We start from the raw sequence: 19,380 nt of genomic DNA on the forward strand, positions 1-19,380 counted from the left end.
GATGTTCCCCAACCCGGCGTACGCACCCCAGGACGGCGTCAGGACGCGCCGACTCGACGTCGTTCGGGCGTCAGGACGCGCCGACTCGACCTGCCCCGACCTGCCCCGACCTGCCCCGACCTCACCGACCTGCCCCGACCAGCCCCGGACATGCAGCGACCCGCAGGCCTGCTGCCCCTCGGGGAGGGGCCCCGGGGGATGACACCGGGAGCCTGCGGGTCGGGTGGCTGCAGTGGATTCGCCGGCAGCTGTCGGCGATGCGGGCTGCCTAGCTGGCAGCCACCTCACTCATCCGAAAAGAACTCATTCCTCGGATCACCTCCCTTCTGTGTAGGACCACCGTACGTCGCCGGGTGGGCCCGCTCAACGGGTTAAGCCGCTCACCCCACGACGTCCTCGGGCGCCGCCTCGGGCGCCCCCTCGAACTGGGAGCGGTAGAGCCGCGCGTAGGCCCCGCCTGCCCCGAGCAGCTGCTCGTGCGAGCCCTGCTCGACGATCGAGCCGTCCTCCATGACGAGGATCAGGTCGGCGTCGCGGATGGTGGAGAGCCGGTGGGCGATGACGAACGAGGTGCGGTCGGAGCGCAGGGCGGCCATCGCCTGCTGCAGCAGCAGCTCGGTGCGGGTGTCGACGGAGGACGTCGCCTCGTCGAGGATCAGCAGCGCCGGGTCGGAGAGGAACGCCCGCGCGATCGTCACCAGCTGCCGCTCGCCCGCCGAGAGGTTGGAGCCGTCCTCGTCGATGACGGTGTCGTAGCCCTCGGGCAGCGAGTGCACGAAGCGGTCGACGAAGGTGGCCCGGGCGGCCTCGAGGATCTGCTCCTCGCCGGCGTCCGGCCGACCGTAGGCGATGTTGTCGCGGATGGTGCCGGCGAACAGCCAGGTGTCCTGCAGCACCATGCCGATGCGGCTGCGCAGCACTGCGCGCGGGATCGAGGTGATGTCCACGCCGTCGATGAGGATGCGCCCCGACTGCGGGTCGTAGAAGCGCATCACCAGGTTGACCATCGTGGTCTTGCCGGCGCCCGTGGGGCCGACGATGGCGACGGTGTGACCGGGCTCGGCGACCAGCGAGAGGTGCTCGATCAGCGGCCGCGCGGGGTCGTAGGAGAAGGAGACGTCCTCGAAGCGCACCTCGCCCCGCCCGCGCTCGGCCGGGCGGCCGGACGCGTCCGGCGACTCCTCGGGCGCGTCGAGCAGCTCGAAGACCCGCTCGGCCGAGGCGACGCCCGACTGCAGCAGGTTGAGCATGGAGGCGACCTGCGTCAGCGGCTGGGTGAACTGGCGGGAGTACTGGATGAACGCCTGCACGTCGCCCAGCGACATCGTGCCGCTGGCCACCCGCAGCCCGCCGAGCACCGCGATGACGACGTAGTTGAGGTTGCCGACGAACATCATGATCGGCATGATCAGGCCGCTGACGAACTGCGCGCCGTAGGACGCCTGGTAGAGCTCCTCGTTCTGCTCGGCGAAGACCCGCTCGGCCTCGGCCTGGCGACCGAAGACCTTGACGATCGCGTGGCCCGAGAAGGTCTCCTCGATGTGGGCGTTGAGCGTGCCGGTGCGCCGCCACTGCTGGATGAACATGCCCTGCGAGCGCTTCATCACCGCGCCCGTGACGGCCATCGAGATCGGCACCGAGACCAGTGCGACCATCGCCAGGAGCGGCGAGATCCAGAACATCATCGCCAGCACCGCGAAGACGGTCAGCAGCGAGTTGAGCATCTGGCTCATCGTCTGCTGCAGCGTCTGGCTGATGTTGTCGATGTCGTTGGTGACGCGGCTGAGCAGCTCGCCGCGCGGTTGCTTGTCGAAGTAGCCCAGCGGCAGCCGGTGCACCTTGTCCTCGACCTCCGAGCGCATCCGCAGCACGGTGCCCTGGACGACGTCGTTGAGCAGGTAGCCGGCCAGCCAGGACAGCAGCGACGCGCCGACGTAGATCGCCAGCACGACCATCAGCACGTCGGCGACCGCGGAGAAGTCGACGCCGTCGGTGAGGTCCATCGACGCGACCATGTCGGCGCGGTCGTCCTCGCCGCTGGCGCGCAGCGACTCCACGGCCTGCTCCTTGGTGCCCCCGGAGCCCAGCACGTCCCTGCCGATCAGTCCGGCGAAGACCAGGTCGGTCGCCCGGCCGAGGATCCACGGGCCGACGGCGGTGGCGATGACGCTCAGCAGCGTCAGCACCACGACTGAGTACGCCTTGTGGCGCGCGGGGTGCAGCCGCGCGAGCAACCGCCTGAGGGAGGGCCAGAACGTGTCGGCCTTCTGCCCGATCATCCCGCCACCCATCGGCCCGCGCCCGGGGCCGCTGGACTGGATCCGCTCGGTCTCCTTCAACGTGCCGGAGGCGGCCGGGGAGTCGGCTGACCCGGTGGTCGGGCCGGGCTGCTCGCGGGTGCTCATGCCACCTCCTCGGGGGTCAGCTGCGACGCGACGATCTCGCCGTAGGTCGAGCAGGTCTCGAGCAGCTCGTCGTGGGTGCCGGTGCCGACCACGGCGCCGTCCTCCATCACCACGATCCGGTCGGCGTGCCGGATGGTCGCCACGCGCTGGGCGACGATCACCACCGTCGCGTCGCGGGTCGCCGGGCGCAACGCCGCGCGCAGGCGGGCGTCGGTGGCCAGGTCGAGCGCGGAGAACGAGTCGTCGAAGAGGTAGATCCCGGGCCGGCGGATCACCGCGCGGGCGATCGCCATCCGCTGGCGCTGGCCGCCGCTGAGGCTGGACCCGCCCTGGGCCACCTCCGACTGGAGGCCGTCGGGCATGGCCTCGACGAACTCGCGCGCCTGGGCGATCTCGAGCGCCGCCCACATCTCGGCGTCCGTCGCGTCGGGCTTGCCGTAGCGGAGGTTGTCGGCCACGGTGCCGCGGAAGAGGAACGCCTTCTGCGGCACCAGCCCGAGGCGCGACCACAGCGTGTCGAGGTCGAGGTCGCGCACGTCGACCCCGCCCACGCGCACCGCTCCCCCGGTGGCGTCGAACAGCCGCGGCACCAGGTTGACCAGAGTCGACTTGCCGGCGCCGGTCGAGCCGACGATCGCCACGGTCTCACCCGGGGCCGCGCGCAGCGAGACCTCGCGGAGCACGGGCTCGTCGGCGCCGGGGTAGGCGAAGCTCACGCCGTCGAGCTCGAGGCCCAGCCGCTCGGGCAGCGCGGTGACCGGGACGGCGGGCGGGACGACGGAGGAGTCGGTGTGGAGCACCTCGGTGATCCGCTCGGCGCACACCGCCGCGCGCGGCACCATCATCAGCATGAACATCGCCATCATCACCGACATCACGATCTGCATGAGGTAGGCGATGTAGGCGGTCAGCGCGCCGACCTCCATCTGCCCCGCCTCGACCCGGTGCCCGCCGAACCACAGCACCCCGACGGTCGCCACGTTGGCCACGATCATCACCGTGGGGAACATCGCCGCCTGCCACCGTCCGGCCCGGATCGCGACCTCGGTGAGCTGGGCGTTGGCGTCGGCGAAGCGGGCGGTCTCGTGCTTCTCGCGCACGAACGCGCGCACCACGCGCACGCCCGTGATCTGCTCGCGCAGCAGCCGGTTGACCTCGTCGATGCGCTCCTGCATCAGCCGGAAGCTCGGCACCATCTGGCGCACGATGAGGCCGATGGACAGGCCGAGCACGGGCACCACGGCGAGCACCAGCCACGACAGGCCGAGGTCCTCGCGGGCGGCCATGACGATGCCGCCGACCATCATCATCGGCGCCGCCACCATGAGCGTGCCGCCCATCAGCACCAGCATCTGCACCTGCTGCACGTCGTTGGTCTCGCGGGTGATCAGCGAGGGCGCCCCGAACTGCTGCACCTCGCGCGCCGAGAACGACCCCACCCGGTGGAAGATCGCGGCGCGCAGGTCACGGCCGAAGCCCATGGCGTTGCGGGCCGAGAACCACACCGCCGTGATCGAGCAGGCGACCTGGACGAGCGACACGGCGAGCATCAGCCCGCCGTGGCTCACGATGTAGCCGGTGTCGCCGGTGACGACACCGTTGTCGATGATGTCGGCGTTGAGGCTCGGCAGGTAGAGCGCGGCCAGCGTGCCGGCGAACTGGAGCCCGACCACGGCGGCCAGCGGCGCGGCGTACGGGCGGAGGTAGGTGCGTACGAGTGCGAGGAGCATCAGGAGTCCCTGCCGGTCGCGGTCGTCGGCGAGAGGACCCCCCGGAAGCGCACCCGGCCAGCATAGGTCGGCGCCCACCGGCCCACCAACGCCTTTGCGGCCACGCCCGACGACGCAGCGAGGGCCGACGCGTGCGACCTCGGACGGCCCGGCTCAGGGGGCGAGCCGCTCCACGGTCCAGCCCGCACCGTCGCGGCGGTAGACGAGCCGGTCGTGCATCCGGCTGGGGCGTCCCTGCCAGAACTCCACGGCCTCCGGCACCACGCGGTAGCCGCCCCACTCGGGCGGGACCGGGATCGGTGCGTCGTCTCCGAAGCGCTCCTGCGCCTGCGCGTAGGCCGCCGTGAGGTCGGCGCGCGAGGCGACGGGGCGCGACTGGCGCGACGCCCACGCGCCGAGCCGGGCGCCACGGGGCCGGGTGTGGAAGTAGGCGGCGACCTCGTCGTCGCCGAGCACCGACGCGGTCCCCTCGACGCGCACCTGCCTCTCGAGCGGGTGCCACGGGAAGAGCAGCGCGCAGCGCGGGTCGGTGGCGAGCTCGGAGCCCTTGCGGGAGGAGCGGTTGGTGAAGAAGACGAACCCGTCGGGGCCCACGCCCTTGAGCAGCACCATCCGGCTCGACGGGCCGCCGTCGGGCGACGCGGTCGCCAGCACCATCGCGTTGGGCTCGTGCAGCCCCGCGTCGACCGCCTGGCGCATCCAGCTGCCGAACATCTCGAGGGGGTCGTCGGCGAGGTCGGGCAGGTCGAGCCCGCCGCGGCCGTACTCCTCACGCAGCCCGGCGATGTCCATGTCGCCGACCCTAGTGCCGGTGCGCAACGCGAGCCCGCGTCGAGACCCCCTGTCGCGGGCCGGTCAGGGCAGCGTGGCCGCGTGGGCGGCGTACCACGACGTCCTGGCCTTGGCGCCCTTGCGCGTCAGCGAGACGTGCAGGTGGTCGCGGTGGCGCAGCGTCGGCGAGCAGGTGCGGCGCGTGCGGCAGCCCGAGCTGAGGTAGCGCTTGGCGACGAAGCCGTCGTAGGAGGCGTACATCGTGTCGTCCCAGATCAGGTACATGATCCCCATCCGGCGGGCCAGGGCGTGCGGCTGGCCGGTGTCGTCGGGCGCCAGGACCTCGTCGATCAGGGCGGCGGCGAGCGCGGCCTCGGCAGGGTCGGTGGCGTCGAGCAGCCAGTCGAACGCCCGCGACTCCTTGTGCTCGCTGCGGCTCGACCCGGCGCACGAACGGCTGATCGGGCCGTAGCCGCCGCCGCGGGCGACCAGCCAGTCGGCGAGCATGAGCACCCCCGCCTTCGGCTTGCGTCGGCAGGTGGTCTGCGGCTGGTAGCCCGAGTAGGGCTCCATCGGCATCAGGAACGGCGCCGACGACGTGACGGTGCCGCGACGGCTGGCGGGCTCCTGCGCCGAGGCTCCCGGACCGCCTGCGAGCAGGCCCAGCAACAGGCCGAGCAGCAGCACGCCCGTGGCCGCGACCCGCGCGCCGACCCCCGCTGATGACTGCATCGAAACGTCCCACCCTCCCCTGTGACCACATCCGGCACAGGGACCGTAGGCGCGCCCGCGCGCCGCCGTCAGGGGTTCGTCAGAACATCACCGCTGTAGTTCGCAGGCGGGCGTCCCGCCGGGCAGCCGGTGCCGGTGGGCGGCGACCCAGGCGTAGGCGCGGCGGGCCACGGGGTCGACGCCCGGCGCGGTGATCAGGCGCCCGGCGAGCCGGGCCGGCAGCGGCCCCGTGCGCAGGATCGAGGCGAACGCGCGGTGGCCGTAGTCGACGCGACCGTCGGGGTGGACGTAGGGCATCTCGACGACGGCGCGCTCGGGGTCGACGCCGAGCTCCTCGAGGTCGGCGGCCTGCACGGTCGAGCTGTCGACGTCGACGCCGAGCCGCGGCACCAGGCGGGCCGTGCGCATGCAGAAGCCGCAGTCGGCGTCGTTGAGCATGAGGCCTCGGTCCACGGCACGAGCCTACGTCGCGTGGCGGCAGCGCACGCTCCGCAGTGGCGCGCGGGTGGGGTTGAGCGGGGGCGTCCCCGCTCAACGGCCCGGATCCGGGTGTCCTAGCGGGGACGAGACGTGTCCAGTGGTCGCCGGACGCGCGGGCGTCGTTCAGCCGGATCGAGGCGCCGGGACGTACGCGCGCGCCGGGGGTTGAGCGGGGACGTCCCCGCTCAACGGCCCGGATCCGGGTGTCCTAGCGGGGACGAGACGTGTCCAGTGATCCGCGGGACCCGTGGAAGGTCGTTCTCAGCGTCAGCAGTCTGTCCGCCTTGGCGGGGGCGCCATCCTGGCCAGCCGCACCCCACCGACGGGCCGGGACGCTTCCCGCACCCCACCGCCTCTGGGAGAATCCCCCCACCTGGCCGACCGGCGGATGGGGCGACGTGGCAGGCGACGTGGGATCGAGGCAGCGAGCGCGTCGTACGACCGCCGTGACGTGCCTGGCCGTGGTGCTCGCCCACGGGGTCGCGTTGGCGATGATCGCCCGGAGCGCCGATGCCCAGGAGCCGCACCGGGTCCCGCTGCTGGTCGCCGCACCGGCGGTGGTCGCGTCGTCGCTCGCCGACGACGCCGACACCATGGCGGCCGCGCCGTTCGACGCCACCTGGACCGACGACGAGGACGAGGCCCGCAGCGCCGTGCACGACGGCACGGCCGTCGCTGCCGTGCTGGTCGACCTGCGCACCACCCGGGACGTCGTGCTCGTCAACGCACGGGCCGACGCGGCGCTCAACGACGCGGTCACCGACCGGCTCGAGACCATCTCGGCCTCCAGGGACCGGACCTTCGCCGTCGAGGAGCTCGCCGTGGAGGACTCGGACGCCGCAGAGCGGGTCCGCTGGTTCGTCCTGCTGGCGGGCGTGCTGGGACTCGGCGTCGCGCTGGTGCTCTCCCTGGTGCGGGGCCGGGCCGGCGGGTCCGACCGGTCGCGCCTGCTGCCGGCAGTAGTCGCCCTCGGTGGGGTCGCCGTCACCGGCGCCGCGCTGCTCCAGCTCGCCCCCGCGACGCGGCTGCCCGGCGACGACCCGGCCGTCATCGGCATCGGCGCGCTGTACGTGTTCACGATGGGCGCGGTCGTCCTCGGTGCCGAGGCGCTGGCAGGAGTGGTCGGGCTGGCCACCGCCACGGCGGCGCACTTCGTGCTCGCCACGTCGCTGCTGTTCGCCACCGACCCCTACCTGCTGCCCCCCTCCTGGGCGGCCGCGACCGGGTGGATGCCGACCAGCGCGGCGCAGGGGGCGCTCGCGGAGGTGGCCCGCGTCGAGCCCGCAGCGCGCCAGCACGTGCTCGCGATCGCCGCCGCTGCGGCGGTCGCCCTGCTCGTGCTGGCGCTCGCCCACCGGATGCGCGAGCGATCCCGGGAGCCAGGGGCGGCGATGCCGGTGCGGCACTGGCGGCTGTGGGTGCTGGGTGCCGTGGCGCCGCTGGCGGCGGTGCTGGGACTGGTGACCGCCTTCGTGCCGGCCGACGTGCTCGGCGCCGCGTCACTGCCCAGCGTGGCGACCCGGACCACGTGCGTCGATCGTGGCGTCCGGCCCACGACCGTGACCCAGCTGAACGCCCAGGTCGCAGACCTGCAGGGGGTCCCGGCGTTCCAGGGCGGCGACGTGGGGGCCGACGTCCAGCTCGGCGACGGCCGGTTCCTCGTCGTCTTCGGCGACACGCTGCGTGCCCCGGCCTTCGACGGACCGCGACTTGTGCGCAACTCGATGATGCTCTGGCAGGCCGACTGCGTCTCGGTGGTGCTCCCGCCCTCCCGGGGCGCGCTCATCCCCGACCGCCGCGACGGGGTCGGCTACTGGCCGATGTCGACCGCCGTGTCCCACCGCCCCGGCTACGACCTCGTGCTGGTCTCGACCCAGCGCGTCGCCGCCACCGGAGCCGGCTCGTTCGACTTCGCCAACCTCGGGCCGTCCCTGGCGGTGTTCGTGGTGGCCGACGGCGCGACGCCGCAGCTCATCGAGGTCGAGGACATCGGACCCGACGACCCGCGGCGGAGCCCGCCGGAGTGGGGGGCGGCGATGGCCGTCGCCGACCGGTGGCTCTACCTCTACGGGACCGCCAACCCCGACCAGGAGGGCGTCTTCGGATTCTCCCTCCGGGTCGCGCGCGTGCGCCCCAACGACGTGCTCGACGTCTCGCGCTGGCGCTTCTGGGACGGCAGCGCCTGGCAGCGCGACGCCGGCGAGGCGGCCCGGCTCATCCCTGCCGCCGGAGGCGTGTCGCAGACGCTGAGCGTCTTCCGCCGCGGTGGGCGCTGGTACGCCCTGAGCAAGCTGGACGGCGACCTCGGCGACCAGATGGTGCTGTGGACCGCCCCCCGTCCGACCGGACCCTTCACCCGGACGGCGCCGGTCGCGTCGCTGCCCGTCGACGCCGACTCCGGCGCGATCACCTACATGCCGCTCGCGCACCCGCAGCTGTTCCCCCGGCCCGGGACCGTGGTGGCGTCCTACAGCAACAACAACGTCGACGCCCGGAGGATCACGGAGGATCCGCGCCTCTACCGTCCGACGTTCCTGCGCGTCCGGCTGCCGGGGTGACGGGACGTCAGATGCGCCGGCCGAAGCAGCGGCTGAGCTCGGAGCCGCAGTAGTGGCCGAACCCGGGGATCGGCTCGTAGCCCGAGGACAGGTAGAGCTCGATGGCCTCCGGCTGCTTGATCCCGGTCTCCAGCACGAGCACCTCGATCCCGGCGTCGGCGGCGGTCGCCTCGAGGTGCGCGAGCATCCGCCGCGCCAGGCCGCGCCGCTGGGCCGCGGGCACGACGTACATCCGCTTGACCTCGGCGCTCACCTCGGCGCCCAGCGCCGTCACCGAGCTGCGCCGCCACGCGCCGGTGGCGACCGGGACGCCGTCGAGGTAGCCGACGAAGAACTGCCCGAGCGGGTCCTCGAAGTCGGCCGGGTCGACCGGCGACTCGTCGCGACCGCCGTAGCGCGCGACGTACTCCTCCTGGACCGCCTCCACCAGCAGCTGCGCGTCGCGGTGGGTGATCGGGAGCCGCTCGATGCGCAGCCCGGACGCCGCGGCCCCGGTCGCCGCGGCCGCTGCAGGGCCGGAGGACGGCGAGCCGTGGTCCATCGAGATCCCCGATCGTGAGACGTGTGCGAGCGGGTGCCACAATAGACGCGCTGACAGCGTCGTCAGGACCGTCCTTCCGCACCACACGTGAGGCTTCCCATGACCGACGCCCTGAAGATCCCCGCCGAGCTCCTCCCGGCCGATGGCCGCTTCGGCGCGGGTCCGTCCAAGATCCAGACCAGCCACCTCGACGCGCTCGCCGCGACCGGCTCCTCGCTGATGGGCACCTCCCACCGGCAGGCCCCGGTGAAGAAGACGGTCGGCCGCGTCCGCGAGGGCCTCGCCGCGCTCTTCGACCTGCCCGAGGGCTACGAGGTGGTGCTCGGCAACGGCGGCGCGACCGCCTTCTGGGACATCGCCTGCTTCGGCCTGATCCGCGAGAAGAGCCAGCACCTGTCCTTCGGTGAGTTCTCCTCCAAGTTCGCCACGTCGGCCAGGAAGGCACCGTGGCTGGCCGACCCGACGGTCATCACCAGCGAGCCCGGCTCGCGTCCCGACGCGGTCGCCGAGGAGGGCGTGGACGCCTACGCCTGGGCGCACAACGAGACCTCCACCGCCGTGATGGCGCCCGTCCGCCGTCCGGCCGGGGCGGCCGACGACGCGCTCGTGCTGGTCGACGCGACCTCCGGCGCCGGCGGCCTGCCGGTCGACCTCGACCAGGTGGACGCCTACTACTTCGCACCGCAGAAGTGCTTCGCCTCCGACGGCGGCCTGTGGATCGCCCTCATGTCACCGCGCGCCCTGGCCCGCGCCGAGGAGATCGCCGCGAGCGGGCGCTACGTCCCGCCGTTCTTCGACCTGCCGACCGCGATCGACAACTCCTCGAAGAACCAGACCTACAACACCCCGTCGGTCGCGACCCTCTTCCTGATGGCCGAGCAGCTCGACTGGATGAACAGCCAGGGTGGGCTGAAGGGGATGGTCGAGCGCACGACCGCCAGCTCCGACGCGCTCTACGGATGGGCCGAGCGGACGTCCTACACCACGCCCTACGTCGCCGAGCCGGCCGACCGCTCGCTCGTGATCGGCACCATCGACTTCGACGACTCGATCGACGCGGCCGCCGTCGCTGCCACCCTGCGTGCCAACGGCATCGTGGACACCGAGCCCTACCGCAAGCTCGGGCGCAACCAGCTCCGCATCGCGATGTACCCCGCGGTCGACCCGGCCGACGTGGAGAAGCTCACCGCCGCGATCGACCACGTCGTCGCCCACAGCTGACGTCCCGCGCCGGACGCGTCGTGCTCAGGCCGCCAGCAGCTTGAGCACGGCGCGCTCCAGCGCCGCCTGCCGCGCGTCGTCGGTGTCGTAGGACCCGCGCACCGTGATCGTCCTGCCGCGCTCGTAGGCCTCGACCACGCGCGGGTCGACGTAGGCCGTCCGGGCGAGGGTCGGGGTGTTGCCCAGGAACTCCGCGACCTCCTTCATCGCCGCGGACACCGCCCGCTTGCGCGACGCCTTCGTCGCCCCCGGCTCGTCGGAGTCGGCGAGGACGGCCGCCGCGATCACCGTGGCGTGCCAGGTGCGGAAGTCCTTGGCGGTCGCCTCGATGCCGAAGCAGCCACGGATGTAGTCGTTGACGTCGGAGGAGGACAGGTCGCGCCAGGTGCGGCCGTCCTTCCAGGCCAGGAGCTCGTCACCGCCACCGCGGCGACGACGCATCACCTCGAGGGCGCTCACCGCTGACGGGTCGTCGATGTCGATGCAGTGCTCGACGCCCGACTTGCCGGTGAAGCAGAAGCGCATGCCGCCCCGGTGGCGCGAGACGTGCTCCTTGCGCATGGTGGTGAGGCCGAAGGAGCCGTTGGTGTCGGTGTAGACGTCGTTGCCGATGCGGAAGTAGCCGAGGTCGAGCAGGCGCACGGCGACCGCGCACGCCCGCTCCTGCGACATGCCCTCGGCCCCGATGTCGGCCAGCACCCGCTCGCGGGCCCGGGAGAGCGCCTTGCCGAACAGGAGGATCCGGTCGAACTTGGCCGCGTCGCGGCTGGCCCGCCACTGCGGGTGGTAGAGGTATTGGCGGCGCCCGGCGTCGTCGGTGCCGACGGCCTGGAGGTGGCCGTGGGGGTGGGGCGTGATCCACACGTCCTTCCACGCCGGCGGGATGACGAGGTCCTTGCAGCGCTGGACCTGGTCGGGGTCGAGGCGCTCGCCGTGCTGGTCGAGGTAGACGAAGCCCTTGCCCGCCCGGCGCCGGGTCCAGCCGGGCTGGTCGGGAAACGTGCGCCTCAGTCGCGGCATGGCGCGAACCTAGCGAACCCCTCCCCGCTCCGCGGCCACCCTGAGGGAGGTCCGGCGGCCTGGCGCTCAGCCCGGCGGCCGGCTCGACAGCACGGCGCGGATCTCGTCGTACGCCGTCGCGCCGAAGGCCACGAGCCGGGCCTCCTCCACCGAGGTCGGCGTCGCGCGCAGCGTGTCGACGGCGGCGGCGATCGCGTCGTCGCGCGGCCACCCGTAGACCCCGGCACTGACGAGGGGGAAGGCCACCGAGCGGGCTCCGAGCTCGTCGGCCACCGCGAGGGCTCCGGAGTAGCACGACTCGAGCAGCGACCGGTCGCGCTCGCCGGCGTTCCAGTTGGGACCGACCACGTGGATCACCCAGCGGGCGGGCATCCGGCCGGCGGTGGTCCAGCCGGCGGCGCCGGTGGCGAGGCCGTGGGGGAAGCGTCGCCGGCAGTCGTCGAGCACCTCCGGGCCGCCCGCGGCGTGGATCGCCCCGTCGACGCCTCCGCCGCCGCGCATCCGGCGGTTGGCGGCGTTGACGACGGCATCGACCTCCTGGGTGGTGATGTCGCCCTCGACGACGGTGAGCCGCACCGGCTCAGCCCTCCCGTCCGGCGTCGGCGCGCAGGACCCGGCTGGCCAGCTCGGCCTGGCTGGCGGTCAGCAGGTGCTCGGGCACCCGCACCGGCGCCCGGTCGTCGACGGCGAAGGTGTAGACGAACATGTCGGGCCGCGGCGGGCCGTCAGCGGTGGCCGCGCCCAGCACCGCCTCGGTCACCAACCGGCCGAGGTCGGGGTCAGCGGGGTCGAGGTCGACCTCGGCCGCCTCGGTGCGGCCGGCGAAGCCGCCGCTGCGCTCGACGCGGAGCCGCCCCCCGGCGACGCCCGGCTGGGGCTGGCGCCCGGGCTCGGGCTGGGTGGATGCGGCGGCACCGGTGCGGGCCGGCTCGACGCCGACCCGGGCCCACGCCTCGCGGACCGCGTCGGCGTGCTCCCCGGCTGCGGCCACGGTGGCCGCGGCGAAGGTCGCGAAGGTGGCCCGAGACGGGACATCGCCGCCGACGAGTGCGTCGTACCAGATGCGGCCGGCACCCTCGACGGCCCGGCCGCCGATCGCGACGGCGGCGAGCTGGAACGCCTTGTTGGGGATGCCGGAGTTGAGGTGGACGCCACCGCTGTCGTCGGTGGTCTCGACGTAGTCGTCCAAGTGGCCCACCTGCGGGTCGGCGCCGATCTCCGGGGCGTCGTAGGCGGTGCCGGGAGCAGCCAGGTCACGCAGCGCCCGGGCCCGCACGCGCGGCAGGAAGATGCCCTCGCCGATGAGCCAGTCGCCCTCGGCCGCGTCCTGGCCGAGGAGACGCTGCTTGAGGCAGGAGGCGAAGGCGTCGGCCACCGACTCGTTGAGGGCGCCGGGCTGGCCCTCGTAGGCCAGTGCCGCGGTGAGCTCGACGACGGCGTGGGAGAACTCGTGGGCCAGGACGTCGACGGGCTTGGTGAACCGCTCGAACACGCGGCCGTCGCCGTCGCCGAAGACCAGCTGGATGCCGTCCCAGAACGCATTGTTGTAGCGCGAGCCGAAGTGGACGGTCAGGCTGACGGGGGCGCCCGCGCCGTCGTAGGAGTCGCGCCCCAGGTCGTCGCGGAACATCAGCAGCGTCGCCTCGATGCCGGCGGCGGCCTCGTCGACCGCCACGTCACCGGTCGCGGGCTCGCCCGCGCTCCGGGCGGGGGTGCCGGGCAGCGAGGTGCTCGACCCGGCGTCGTGCACCGTCCACGCCGCGGTCGCGACCGCGCCCCCGATCGGGGCGGGCTCCGGCCGGACCCCGCTGCGGGCGGCCCGCTCGCGGCGCAGCGCCTCGTCGGCGGCGGCGCGCTCGGGGCCGTCGACCCGCTCCACGAGCCAGGGTGGGATGAAGGTGCAGCGCGCGGCCCGAGACGTGGTCATCGCCCCTGTCTACCCCGCGCCACCGACAGGGGGAAGGACTCGACGTGCCGCCGCGTGGGTGCCGTGCCGTGCGCGAACTGTCTCCCCACCCGGGGGGTGAGCGTCGGAATTGAACGCCTCGGCCGTGCCGCCGGTAGCCTTGTCGCGCGATCCACGCCTTCGCGCGTGCGGCTGCTCAGCCGCCTGTCGCCACCCGATCACCGCCCGGAAGGCCCCTGCATGTCCCTCCAGTCCCGCTCCGACCTGCGCAACGTCGCGATCGTCGCACACGTCGACCACGGCAAGACCACGCTGGTCGACGCGATGCTCCGCCAGGCCGGTGCGTTCACCGCGCACCAGGCCGAGAGCGTCGCCGACCGCGTCATGGACTCCGGCGACCTCGAGCGCGAGAAGGGCATCACCATCCTCGCGAAGAACACCGCGGTCCACTACGCCGGTCCCGCCGGCGGCGGCCAGCCGATGGTCATCAACATCATCGACACCCCCGGCCACGCCGACTTCGGTGGCGAGGTCGAGCGCGGCCTGTCGATGGTCGACGGCATCGTGCTGCTCGTCGACGCCTCCGAGGGTCCGCTCCCCCAGACCCGCTTCGTGCTCCGCAAGGCGCTCAACGCCGACATGCCGGTGATCCTGGTCGTCAACAAGACCGACCGCAGCGACGCCCGCATCACCGAGGTCGTCGAGGAGTCCTACGAGCTCTTCATGGACCTCCTCGACGAGTCGCACAGCCAGGACGCGCTCGACTTCCCCGTCGTCTACGCCTCCGGCAAGGCCGGCATCGCCTCGCTCGAGCAGCCCGAGAACGGCTCGATGCCCGAGGGCACCGACCTCGAGCCGCTCTTCAAGACGATCCTCGAGACCATCCCCGCCCCGCAGTACGACGACGAGGCGCCCCTGCAGGCCCACGTGACCAACCTCGACTCCTCGCCGTTCCTCGGTCGCCTCGCGCTGCTGCGCGTCCACCAGGGCACCCTGAAGAAGGGCCAGACCGTCGCGTGGATGAAGCGCGACGGCACCGTCAAGAACGTCCGCATCACCGAGCTGCTGGTGACCGAGGGCCTCGAGCGCAAGCCGGGCGAGTCCGCCGGCCCCGGCGACATCGTCGCCATCGCCGGCATCCCCGACATCACCATCGGCGAGACCCTCGCCGACTCCGACAACCCCGTCGCGCTCCCGCTCATCCACGTCGACGAGCCGGCGATCTCGATGACGATCGGCACCAACACCTCGCCGCTGGTCGGCAAGGTCAAGGGCTCCAAGGTCACCGCGCGCCTGGTCAAGGACCGGCTCGACTCCGAGCTGGTCGGCAACGTCTCGCTCCGCGTCCTGCCGACCGAGCGCCCCGACGCCTGGGAGGTCCAGGGCCGCGGCGAGCTCGCCCTGGCGATCCTCGTCGAGCAGATGCGCCGCGAGGGCTTCGAGCTCACCGTCGGCAAGCCGCAGGTGGTCACCCGCGAGATCGACGGCAAGGTCCACGAGCCCTTCGAGCGGCTGACCATCGACGCCCCGGAGGAGTACCTCGGCACCATCACCGAGCTCCTGGCCAGCCGCAAGGGCCGCATGGAGGGCATGACCAACCACGGCACTGGCTGGGTCCGGATGGACTTCGTCGTCCCCTCCCGCGGCCTGATCGGCTTCCGCACCGAGTTCCTCACCGAGACCCGCGGCACGGGCATCGCCCACCACATCTCCGAGGGCTACTTCCCGTGGGCCGGTGAGATCCGCTCGCGCAACAACGGCTCGCTGGTCGCCGACCGCGCCGGCGCGGCGACGGCGTACGCGATGACGTCGCTGCAGGAGCGCGGCGTGCTCTTCGTCGAGCCCGCCACCGAGGTCTACGAGGGCATGATCGTGGGCGAGAACTCCCGCGCCGACGACATGGACGTCAACATCACCAAGGAGAAGCAGCAGACCAACATCCGCTCCGCCACCTCCGACAACTTCGAGAAGCTGATCCCGCCGAAGCGGCTCTCGCTCGAGCAGTGCCTGGAGTTCTGCCGCGAGGACGAGTGCGTCGAGGTCACGCCGGAGCAGGTGCGCATCCGCAAGGTCGTGCTCGACGCCAACGCCCGCGCCAAGACGGCGTCGCGGGCCCGCAAGGCCAACAAGTAGGTCAAGCGGTGGCCGACCTCGGGACCGAGCTCGCGGCCTGGCTCGACCGCCTCGGCCTGAGTGGCCAGCTGGCCGCGGCCGGGCTGCCGACGTTCGAGCGCGACGGCGGCGCGGTGCGCTGGCGCGACCCGGCGAGCGGCGACGAGCTCGATGCCGAACGCGTCGCCGAGCTCGACCGCGCCCTCCGCTCGGTGGGCGACGACCCGGCGCACGGCGTACCCGTCGAGCTGGTGCGGCTGCGCCGCGACGCGGAGGTGCGCCAGACGCTCCTCGACGGCGGCTGGCTCGACTACGCCGGCGTGGCCCGCCGGCGCGGGATCTCGGAGAACGCCGCGCGCTTCGCCCTGCACAAGGCGGCCGAGCGTCGCGGTGTGCTGCTCGTCCAGCACGAGGGCGGCACGCTGGTGCCGGCCTTCCAGCTCGACGACGCCGGCGAGGTGCGCGAGGAGCTGCTGGCGGTGCTCGAGCCGCTGCTCGCCGCGGGCGTCGACCCGTGGCGGGCATGGATCTGGCTCACCACCCCGGCCGCGCTGCTGGGCGGGGCGGTGCCGAGCGACGCCGCCCGCGACCCCGAGGAGCAGCCGGTCGTGCAGCGCGCGGCAGTCGCCCTGGCCGAGCGCTCCCGCTAGGCGCCGGGCTGCCCGTCCTCCCGGCCGCGGGTCGCTGTCAGTCGGTGACGACGGGCTCGACCAGGTCGGGCCGCAGGGTCGGGGCCAGCACGACGAGCCCGAGCAACGGCAGGAGCGCGAGCAGGAGCAGGCCGAGCGGCATGCCCAGCGGTCCGCTCACGCCGGCCACGACGGCCGAGCCGACGCTGCCGCCGATGAGGAACAGCAGCGTCGAGACGCCCAGCGCCACGCCCCGCACCTCCTCGTGCACGGCGTCGCCGACCACCGCGCTCAACGCGGGCTGGCCGACGCCGAAGGCGAACGTCACCAGGACGATGCCGACCACCAGCACGGTGGCGCTCGTCCAGTGGGCTCCCGCCGCAGAGACCAGCAGCGCGGCCGAGGCCACCAGCGCGGCGACGGCGAGCGAGCGCCCGGCCCCGATCCGGGTGAGCATCGGACCGGAGACCTGCGGGACGAGCAGCGCCACTGCCGCGCTCGGCACCATGGCCAGGCCGACCTGCCACGCCTGCCAGCCCTCCCCGAGCAGCACGGCGGGCACCGCGATGAGCATCGCGAACCACGAGGCGGGGACCGCGGAGGCGGCCACGGCGCTCCGCACGACGGTGGCGTTGCGGATCACCTCGACCGGCAGGAAGCCGTCGGGGCGACGACGTACGGAGGCACGGACCGCGGGGACGCCGAGGACCAGCAGGGTCGCGCCCACCGCCGCCACCACCAGGCCCGCCGACGGCGACTGGACGAGCAGCACCATGCCGGCGGCGGTGAGGGCCACGACGACAGCGCCGACGACGTCGAGGCGGGCCCCGCTCCCGCCGGTCGGCAGCGCACGCCACAGCAGCGGCACGACGAGGGCCCCGAGGATGGGCAGGGCCATGACCGCTCGCCAGCCCCAGGCCGCCTCCACCAGGCCGCCGATCAGCGGGCCCAGGCAGCTGACGGCGGCGGCGACGCCGGCGAGGCGACCGAACGCCAGGCCGCGCACCTCGCCGGTGTACTTCGCGGACAGGATGGTGACGCCCAGCGTCGGCACGGCGGCGGCGCCGGCGCCCTGCAGCAGCCGCGCGCCCAGGAGCACCTCGAACGTCGGGGCGAGCGCGGCGACCAGCGCCCCCACCGACATCAGCACCAGGCCGGCCAGGAGCGGCCCCCGGACGCCGACGAGGTCGGAGATCCGGCCGTAGAGCGCGGTGGTGACCGCCAGCATCAGGACGTAGAGGCTGATGACCCACGCGGCGAGCCCCGCGCTCACACCGAGGTCCTCGCCGAGGAGGGCCAGCGCTACCGCGGCGCTTGACGAGCCCATGCCGGCCAGGCCGAAGAGCAGGCCCAGCAGCATCGAGACCCGGCGGGAGTCGTCCGGGGCCTCGGCGTCGGGGCGTGCGGACGTGGAGGGCATCACCTGGCGACAACCCCTGCACGGTGCGCCTCATTCCCCGACGATCCCGGAGAAGGCGACGTCCCACGCATCGCGGGCCCTACCCTGTCGCCCATGAGCATGCCGCCGCACCACACCCCATCGGCTCCGGGCGACGACGCCTACGCGCGGTGGCGGCGCCTGCAGGAGCAGGCCGACGCCGAGCGCGACGCCCTCTTCGTCTCCGACGCCGAGCGGGACCAGGTGTGCCGCCGGCTGTCGGCCGCCTTCAGCGAGGGCCGCATCACTGCCCCCGAGCTCGACGAGCGCACCTCCCTGGCCCTCGCTGCGCGCACCTACGGCGACCTCGAGGACGTGATGGCGGGGCTTGAGGCTCCTGCCATGCCGGTCCCCCACCCGCTCGTGGCCGCGCCGCCTGCCCGCTCGCAGAGCATCGTGCCCCGGCTGCTCTTCTGGGTGGTCGGGCTGTTCACCGCGCCGTTCATCCTCGGCGGCAGCGGCCTGCTGCTCTTCGGCGACGGCCCGGGCTCGTGGATCGCCGGCATCGTGATGCTCGTGCTGTTCCTGCCGGGCCTGGTCGCGCTCTACCGCTGGGCGCACCCCCGCCGCTGACCGGCCGAGGACGGCGCCCCACGCGCGGGTAGCCTCCGCTCCATGACCGCTCGCCGCCACCTGCCCACCGACGAGTCCCGCGACCTGCTCGCGCTGACCCGCGAGATCGCGACCAAGGAGCTCGCCCCTCGCGCGGCCGAGGCGGAGGCGACCGAGACGTTCCCCCGCGACGTCTTCACGATGCTCGGCCGGGCCGGCCTGCTGTCGCTGCCCTATCCCGAGGAGCAGGGCGGGGGCGGGCAGCCCTACGAGGTCTACCTCCAGGTGCTCGAGGAGATCGGCGCCGTGTGGTCGTCGGTCGGCGTGGGGGTCTCGGTCCACGCCCTGTCGTGCTTCGGCCTCGCGCACTTCGGCACCGACGAGCAGCGCGCCGAGTGGCTTCCCGACATGCTCAGCGGCGACCTGCTCGGCGCCTACTGCCTCTCCGAGGCGCATGCCGGCTCCGACCCCGCCGCGATGCGTACGACGGCACGACGCGACGGCGACTCGTACGTCATCAACGGAGCCAAGGCCTGGACCACCCACGGCGGGCACGCCGACTTCTACAAGGTGATGGCCCGCACCTCCGACGACCGCAACGGCATCTCCTGCTTCCTCGTGCCCGCCGACGCCGAGGGCCTCAGCGCCGACCCCCCGGAGCGCAAGATGGGCCTCACCGGCTCGGCGACCGCCACGATGCGCTTCGACGGCGTACGCGTCGACGCCTCGCGCCGCCTCGGAGCCGAGGGCGAGGGACTCCGCATCGCGCTGGCCGGCCTCGACTCGGGTCGTCTCGGCATCGCCGCCGTCGCGGTCGGCCTCGCCCAGGGTGCGCTCGACGCGGCCGTGGCCTACGCCCGCGAGCGGGAGACCTTCGGCACGCGCATCATCGACCACCAGGGCCTCGCCTTCGTGCTCGCCGACATGGAGGCCGCGATCGTCTCGGCACGCGCCACGGTGCTGCACGCCGCCCGCCTGCGCGACGCGGGGGTGCCGTTCTCGCGCGAGGCCTCGATCGCCAAGCTCGTCGCCACCGACAACGCCATGTCGGTCACCACCGACGCGGTCCAGGTGCTCGGCGGCTACGGCTACACCCGCGACTTCCCGGTCGAGCGCTACATGCGCGAGGCCAAGGTCATGCAGATCTTCGAGGGCACCAACCAGATCCAGCGGATGGTGATCTCCCGGTCGCTGGCCAAGGACGACGCCGGCGCGATCGGCTGACGTCGATTCCGAGCGATCGCCCGGACCACCCCAACGTGTGTTGTCCGCCCCCGCGTCGCGA

16 protein-coding genes are annotated in these 19,380 nt (G+C 73.3%); 6 read left to right on the plus strand and 10 right to left on the minus strand.

What is annotated here, in order from left to right:
• Positions 1–380: 380 nt before the first annotated feature.
• From AC54T2_RS01650 to AC54T2_RS01670, 5 genes are all read right to left on the minus strand, one after another.
• Positions 381–2,405, minus strand: coding sequence for an ABC transporter ATP-binding protein (locus AC54T2_RS01650; RefSeq protein WP_496665354.1), 2,025 nt, complete (start codon positions 2,403–2,405; stop codon positions 381–383).
• On the minus strand, positions 2,402–4,135 hold the full coding sequence (locus AC54T2_RS01655; RefSeq protein ID WP_186339210.1) for an ABC transporter ATP-binding protein: 1,734 nt from the start codon (positions 4,133–4,135) through the stop codon (positions 2,402–2,404). Before AC54T2_RS01655 ends, AC54T2_RS01650 begins: the two co-directional genes overlap by 4 nt.
• Positions 4,136–4,288: 153 nt before the next feature.
• Positions 4,289–4,927 carry a pyridoxamine 5'-phosphate oxidase gene (gene pdxH, locus AC54T2_RS01660; protein WP_496665355.1) on the minus strand — a complete coding sequence of 213 codons (639 nt, stop codon included), beginning with the start codon at positions 4,925–4,927 and terminating at the stop codon, positions 4,289–4,291.
• A gap of 63 nt (positions 4,928–4,990) precedes the next feature.
• Complete coding sequence (locus AC54T2_RS01665; protein WP_496665356.1) at positions 4,991–5,638, minus strand: VldE C-terminal domain-containing protein; 648 nt, start codon at positions 5,636–5,638, stop codon at positions 4,991–4,993.
• 87 nt (positions 5,639–5,725) lie between these two features.
• Positions 5,726–6,091, minus strand: coding sequence for a thiol-disulfide oxidoreductase DCC family protein (locus AC54T2_RS01670; protein ID WP_186339213.1), 366 nt, complete (start codon positions 6,089–6,091; stop codon positions 5,726–5,728).
• Between the two features lie 425 nt (positions 6,092–6,516).
• Between AC54T2_RS01670 and AC54T2_RS01675 the strand changes: the two genes are divergently transcribed.
• The gene (locus AC54T2_RS01675; RefSeq protein WP_496665357.1) at positions 6,517–8,676 is read left to right on the plus strand and encodes a DUF5005 domain-containing protein; all 2,160 of its coding nucleotides are present in this window, start codon (positions 6,517–6,519) and stop codon (positions 8,674–8,676) included.
• A gap of 7 nt (positions 8,677–8,683) precedes the next feature.
• Here AC54T2_RS01675 and AC54T2_RS01680 read toward each other — a convergent pair whose 3' ends face one another.
• Positions 8,684–9,217 carry a GNAT family N-acetyltransferase gene (locus tag AC54T2_RS01680; RefSeq protein WP_489975215.1) on the minus strand — a complete coding sequence of 178 codons (534 nt, stop codon included), beginning with the start codon at positions 9,215–9,217 and terminating at the stop codon, positions 8,684–8,686.
• Positions 9,218–9,316: 99 nt separating this feature from the next.
• Here AC54T2_RS01680 and serC point away from each other — a divergent pair, with 99 nt between their 5' ends.
• Positions 9,317–10,438, plus strand: a complete 1,122-nt coding sequence (gene serC, locus AC54T2_RS01685) for a phosphoserine transaminase (RefSeq protein WP_489975216.1) — start codon at positions 9,317–9,319, stop codon at positions 10,436–10,438.
• Positions 10,439–10,462: 24 nt separating this feature from the next.
• Here the strand turns inward: serC and AC54T2_RS01690 are convergent, their stop codons facing one another.
• The 3 genes from AC54T2_RS01690 to AC54T2_RS01700 all read right to left on the minus strand — a co-directional run bounded on the left by AC54T2_RS01690 (position 10,463) and on the right by AC54T2_RS01700 (position 13,385).
• On the minus strand, positions 10,463–11,458 hold the full coding sequence (locus tag AC54T2_RS01690; RefSeq protein WP_496665358.1) for a DNA topoisomerase IB: 996 nt from the start codon (positions 11,456–11,458) through the stop codon (positions 10,463–10,465).
• A gap of 66 nt (positions 11,459–11,524) precedes the next feature.
• Positions 11,525–12,034 carry an O-acetyl-ADP-ribose deacetylase gene (locus AC54T2_RS01695; protein ID WP_496665359.1) on the minus strand — a complete coding sequence of 170 codons (510 nt, stop codon included), beginning with the start codon at positions 12,032–12,034 and terminating at the stop codon, positions 11,525–11,527.
• Between the two features lie 4 nt (positions 12,035–12,038).
• On the minus strand, positions 12,039–13,385 hold the full coding sequence (locus AC54T2_RS01700) for a protealysin inhibitor emfourin (RefSeq protein ID WP_496665360.1): 1,347 nt from the start codon (positions 13,383–13,385) through the stop codon (positions 12,039–12,041).
• A gap of 219 nt (positions 13,386–13,604) precedes the next feature.
• Between AC54T2_RS01700 and typA the strand changes: the two genes are divergently transcribed.
• Positions 13,605–15,497: a translational GTPase TypA gene (gene typA / locus AC54T2_RS01705; RefSeq protein WP_496665361.1), complete on the plus strand. Its 1,893-nt coding sequence runs from the start codon at positions 13,605–13,607 to the stop codon at positions 15,495–15,497.
• Between the two features lie 8 nt (positions 15,498–15,505).
• Positions 15,506–16,126, plus strand: a complete 621-nt coding sequence (locus AC54T2_RS01710) for a hypothetical protein (protein ID WP_186339221.1) — start codon at positions 15,506–15,508, stop codon at positions 16,124–16,126.
• A gap of 37 nt (positions 16,127–16,163) precedes the next feature.
• Here AC54T2_RS01710 and AC54T2_RS01715 read toward each other — a convergent pair whose 3' ends face one another.
• Entirely contained in the window at positions 16,164–17,525 is a 1,362-nt protein-coding gene (locus AC54T2_RS01715; RefSeq protein ID WP_186339222.1) for an MFS transporter, read from the minus strand.
• A gap of 93 nt (positions 17,526–17,618) precedes the next feature.
• Here AC54T2_RS01715 and AC54T2_RS01720 point away from each other — a divergent pair, with 93 nt between their 5' ends.
• Both AC54T2_RS01720 and AC54T2_RS01725 read left to right on the plus strand, forming a co-directional pair.
• Positions 17,619–18,116, plus strand: coding sequence for a DUF1707 SHOCT-like domain-containing protein (locus AC54T2_RS01720; protein ID WP_186339223.1), 498 nt, complete (start codon positions 17,619–17,621; stop codon positions 18,114–18,116).
• A 42-nt stretch (positions 18,117–18,158) separates the two neighbouring features.
• Positions 18,159–19,319: an acyl-CoA dehydrogenase family protein gene (locus tag AC54T2_RS01725; RefSeq protein ID WP_186339224.1), complete on the plus strand. Its 1,161-nt coding sequence runs from the start codon at positions 18,159–18,161 to the stop codon at positions 19,317–19,319.
• Positions 19,320–19,380 lie beyond the last annotated feature (61 nt).

The organism is Nocardioides sp. Z35_8 (assembly GCF_059621125.1).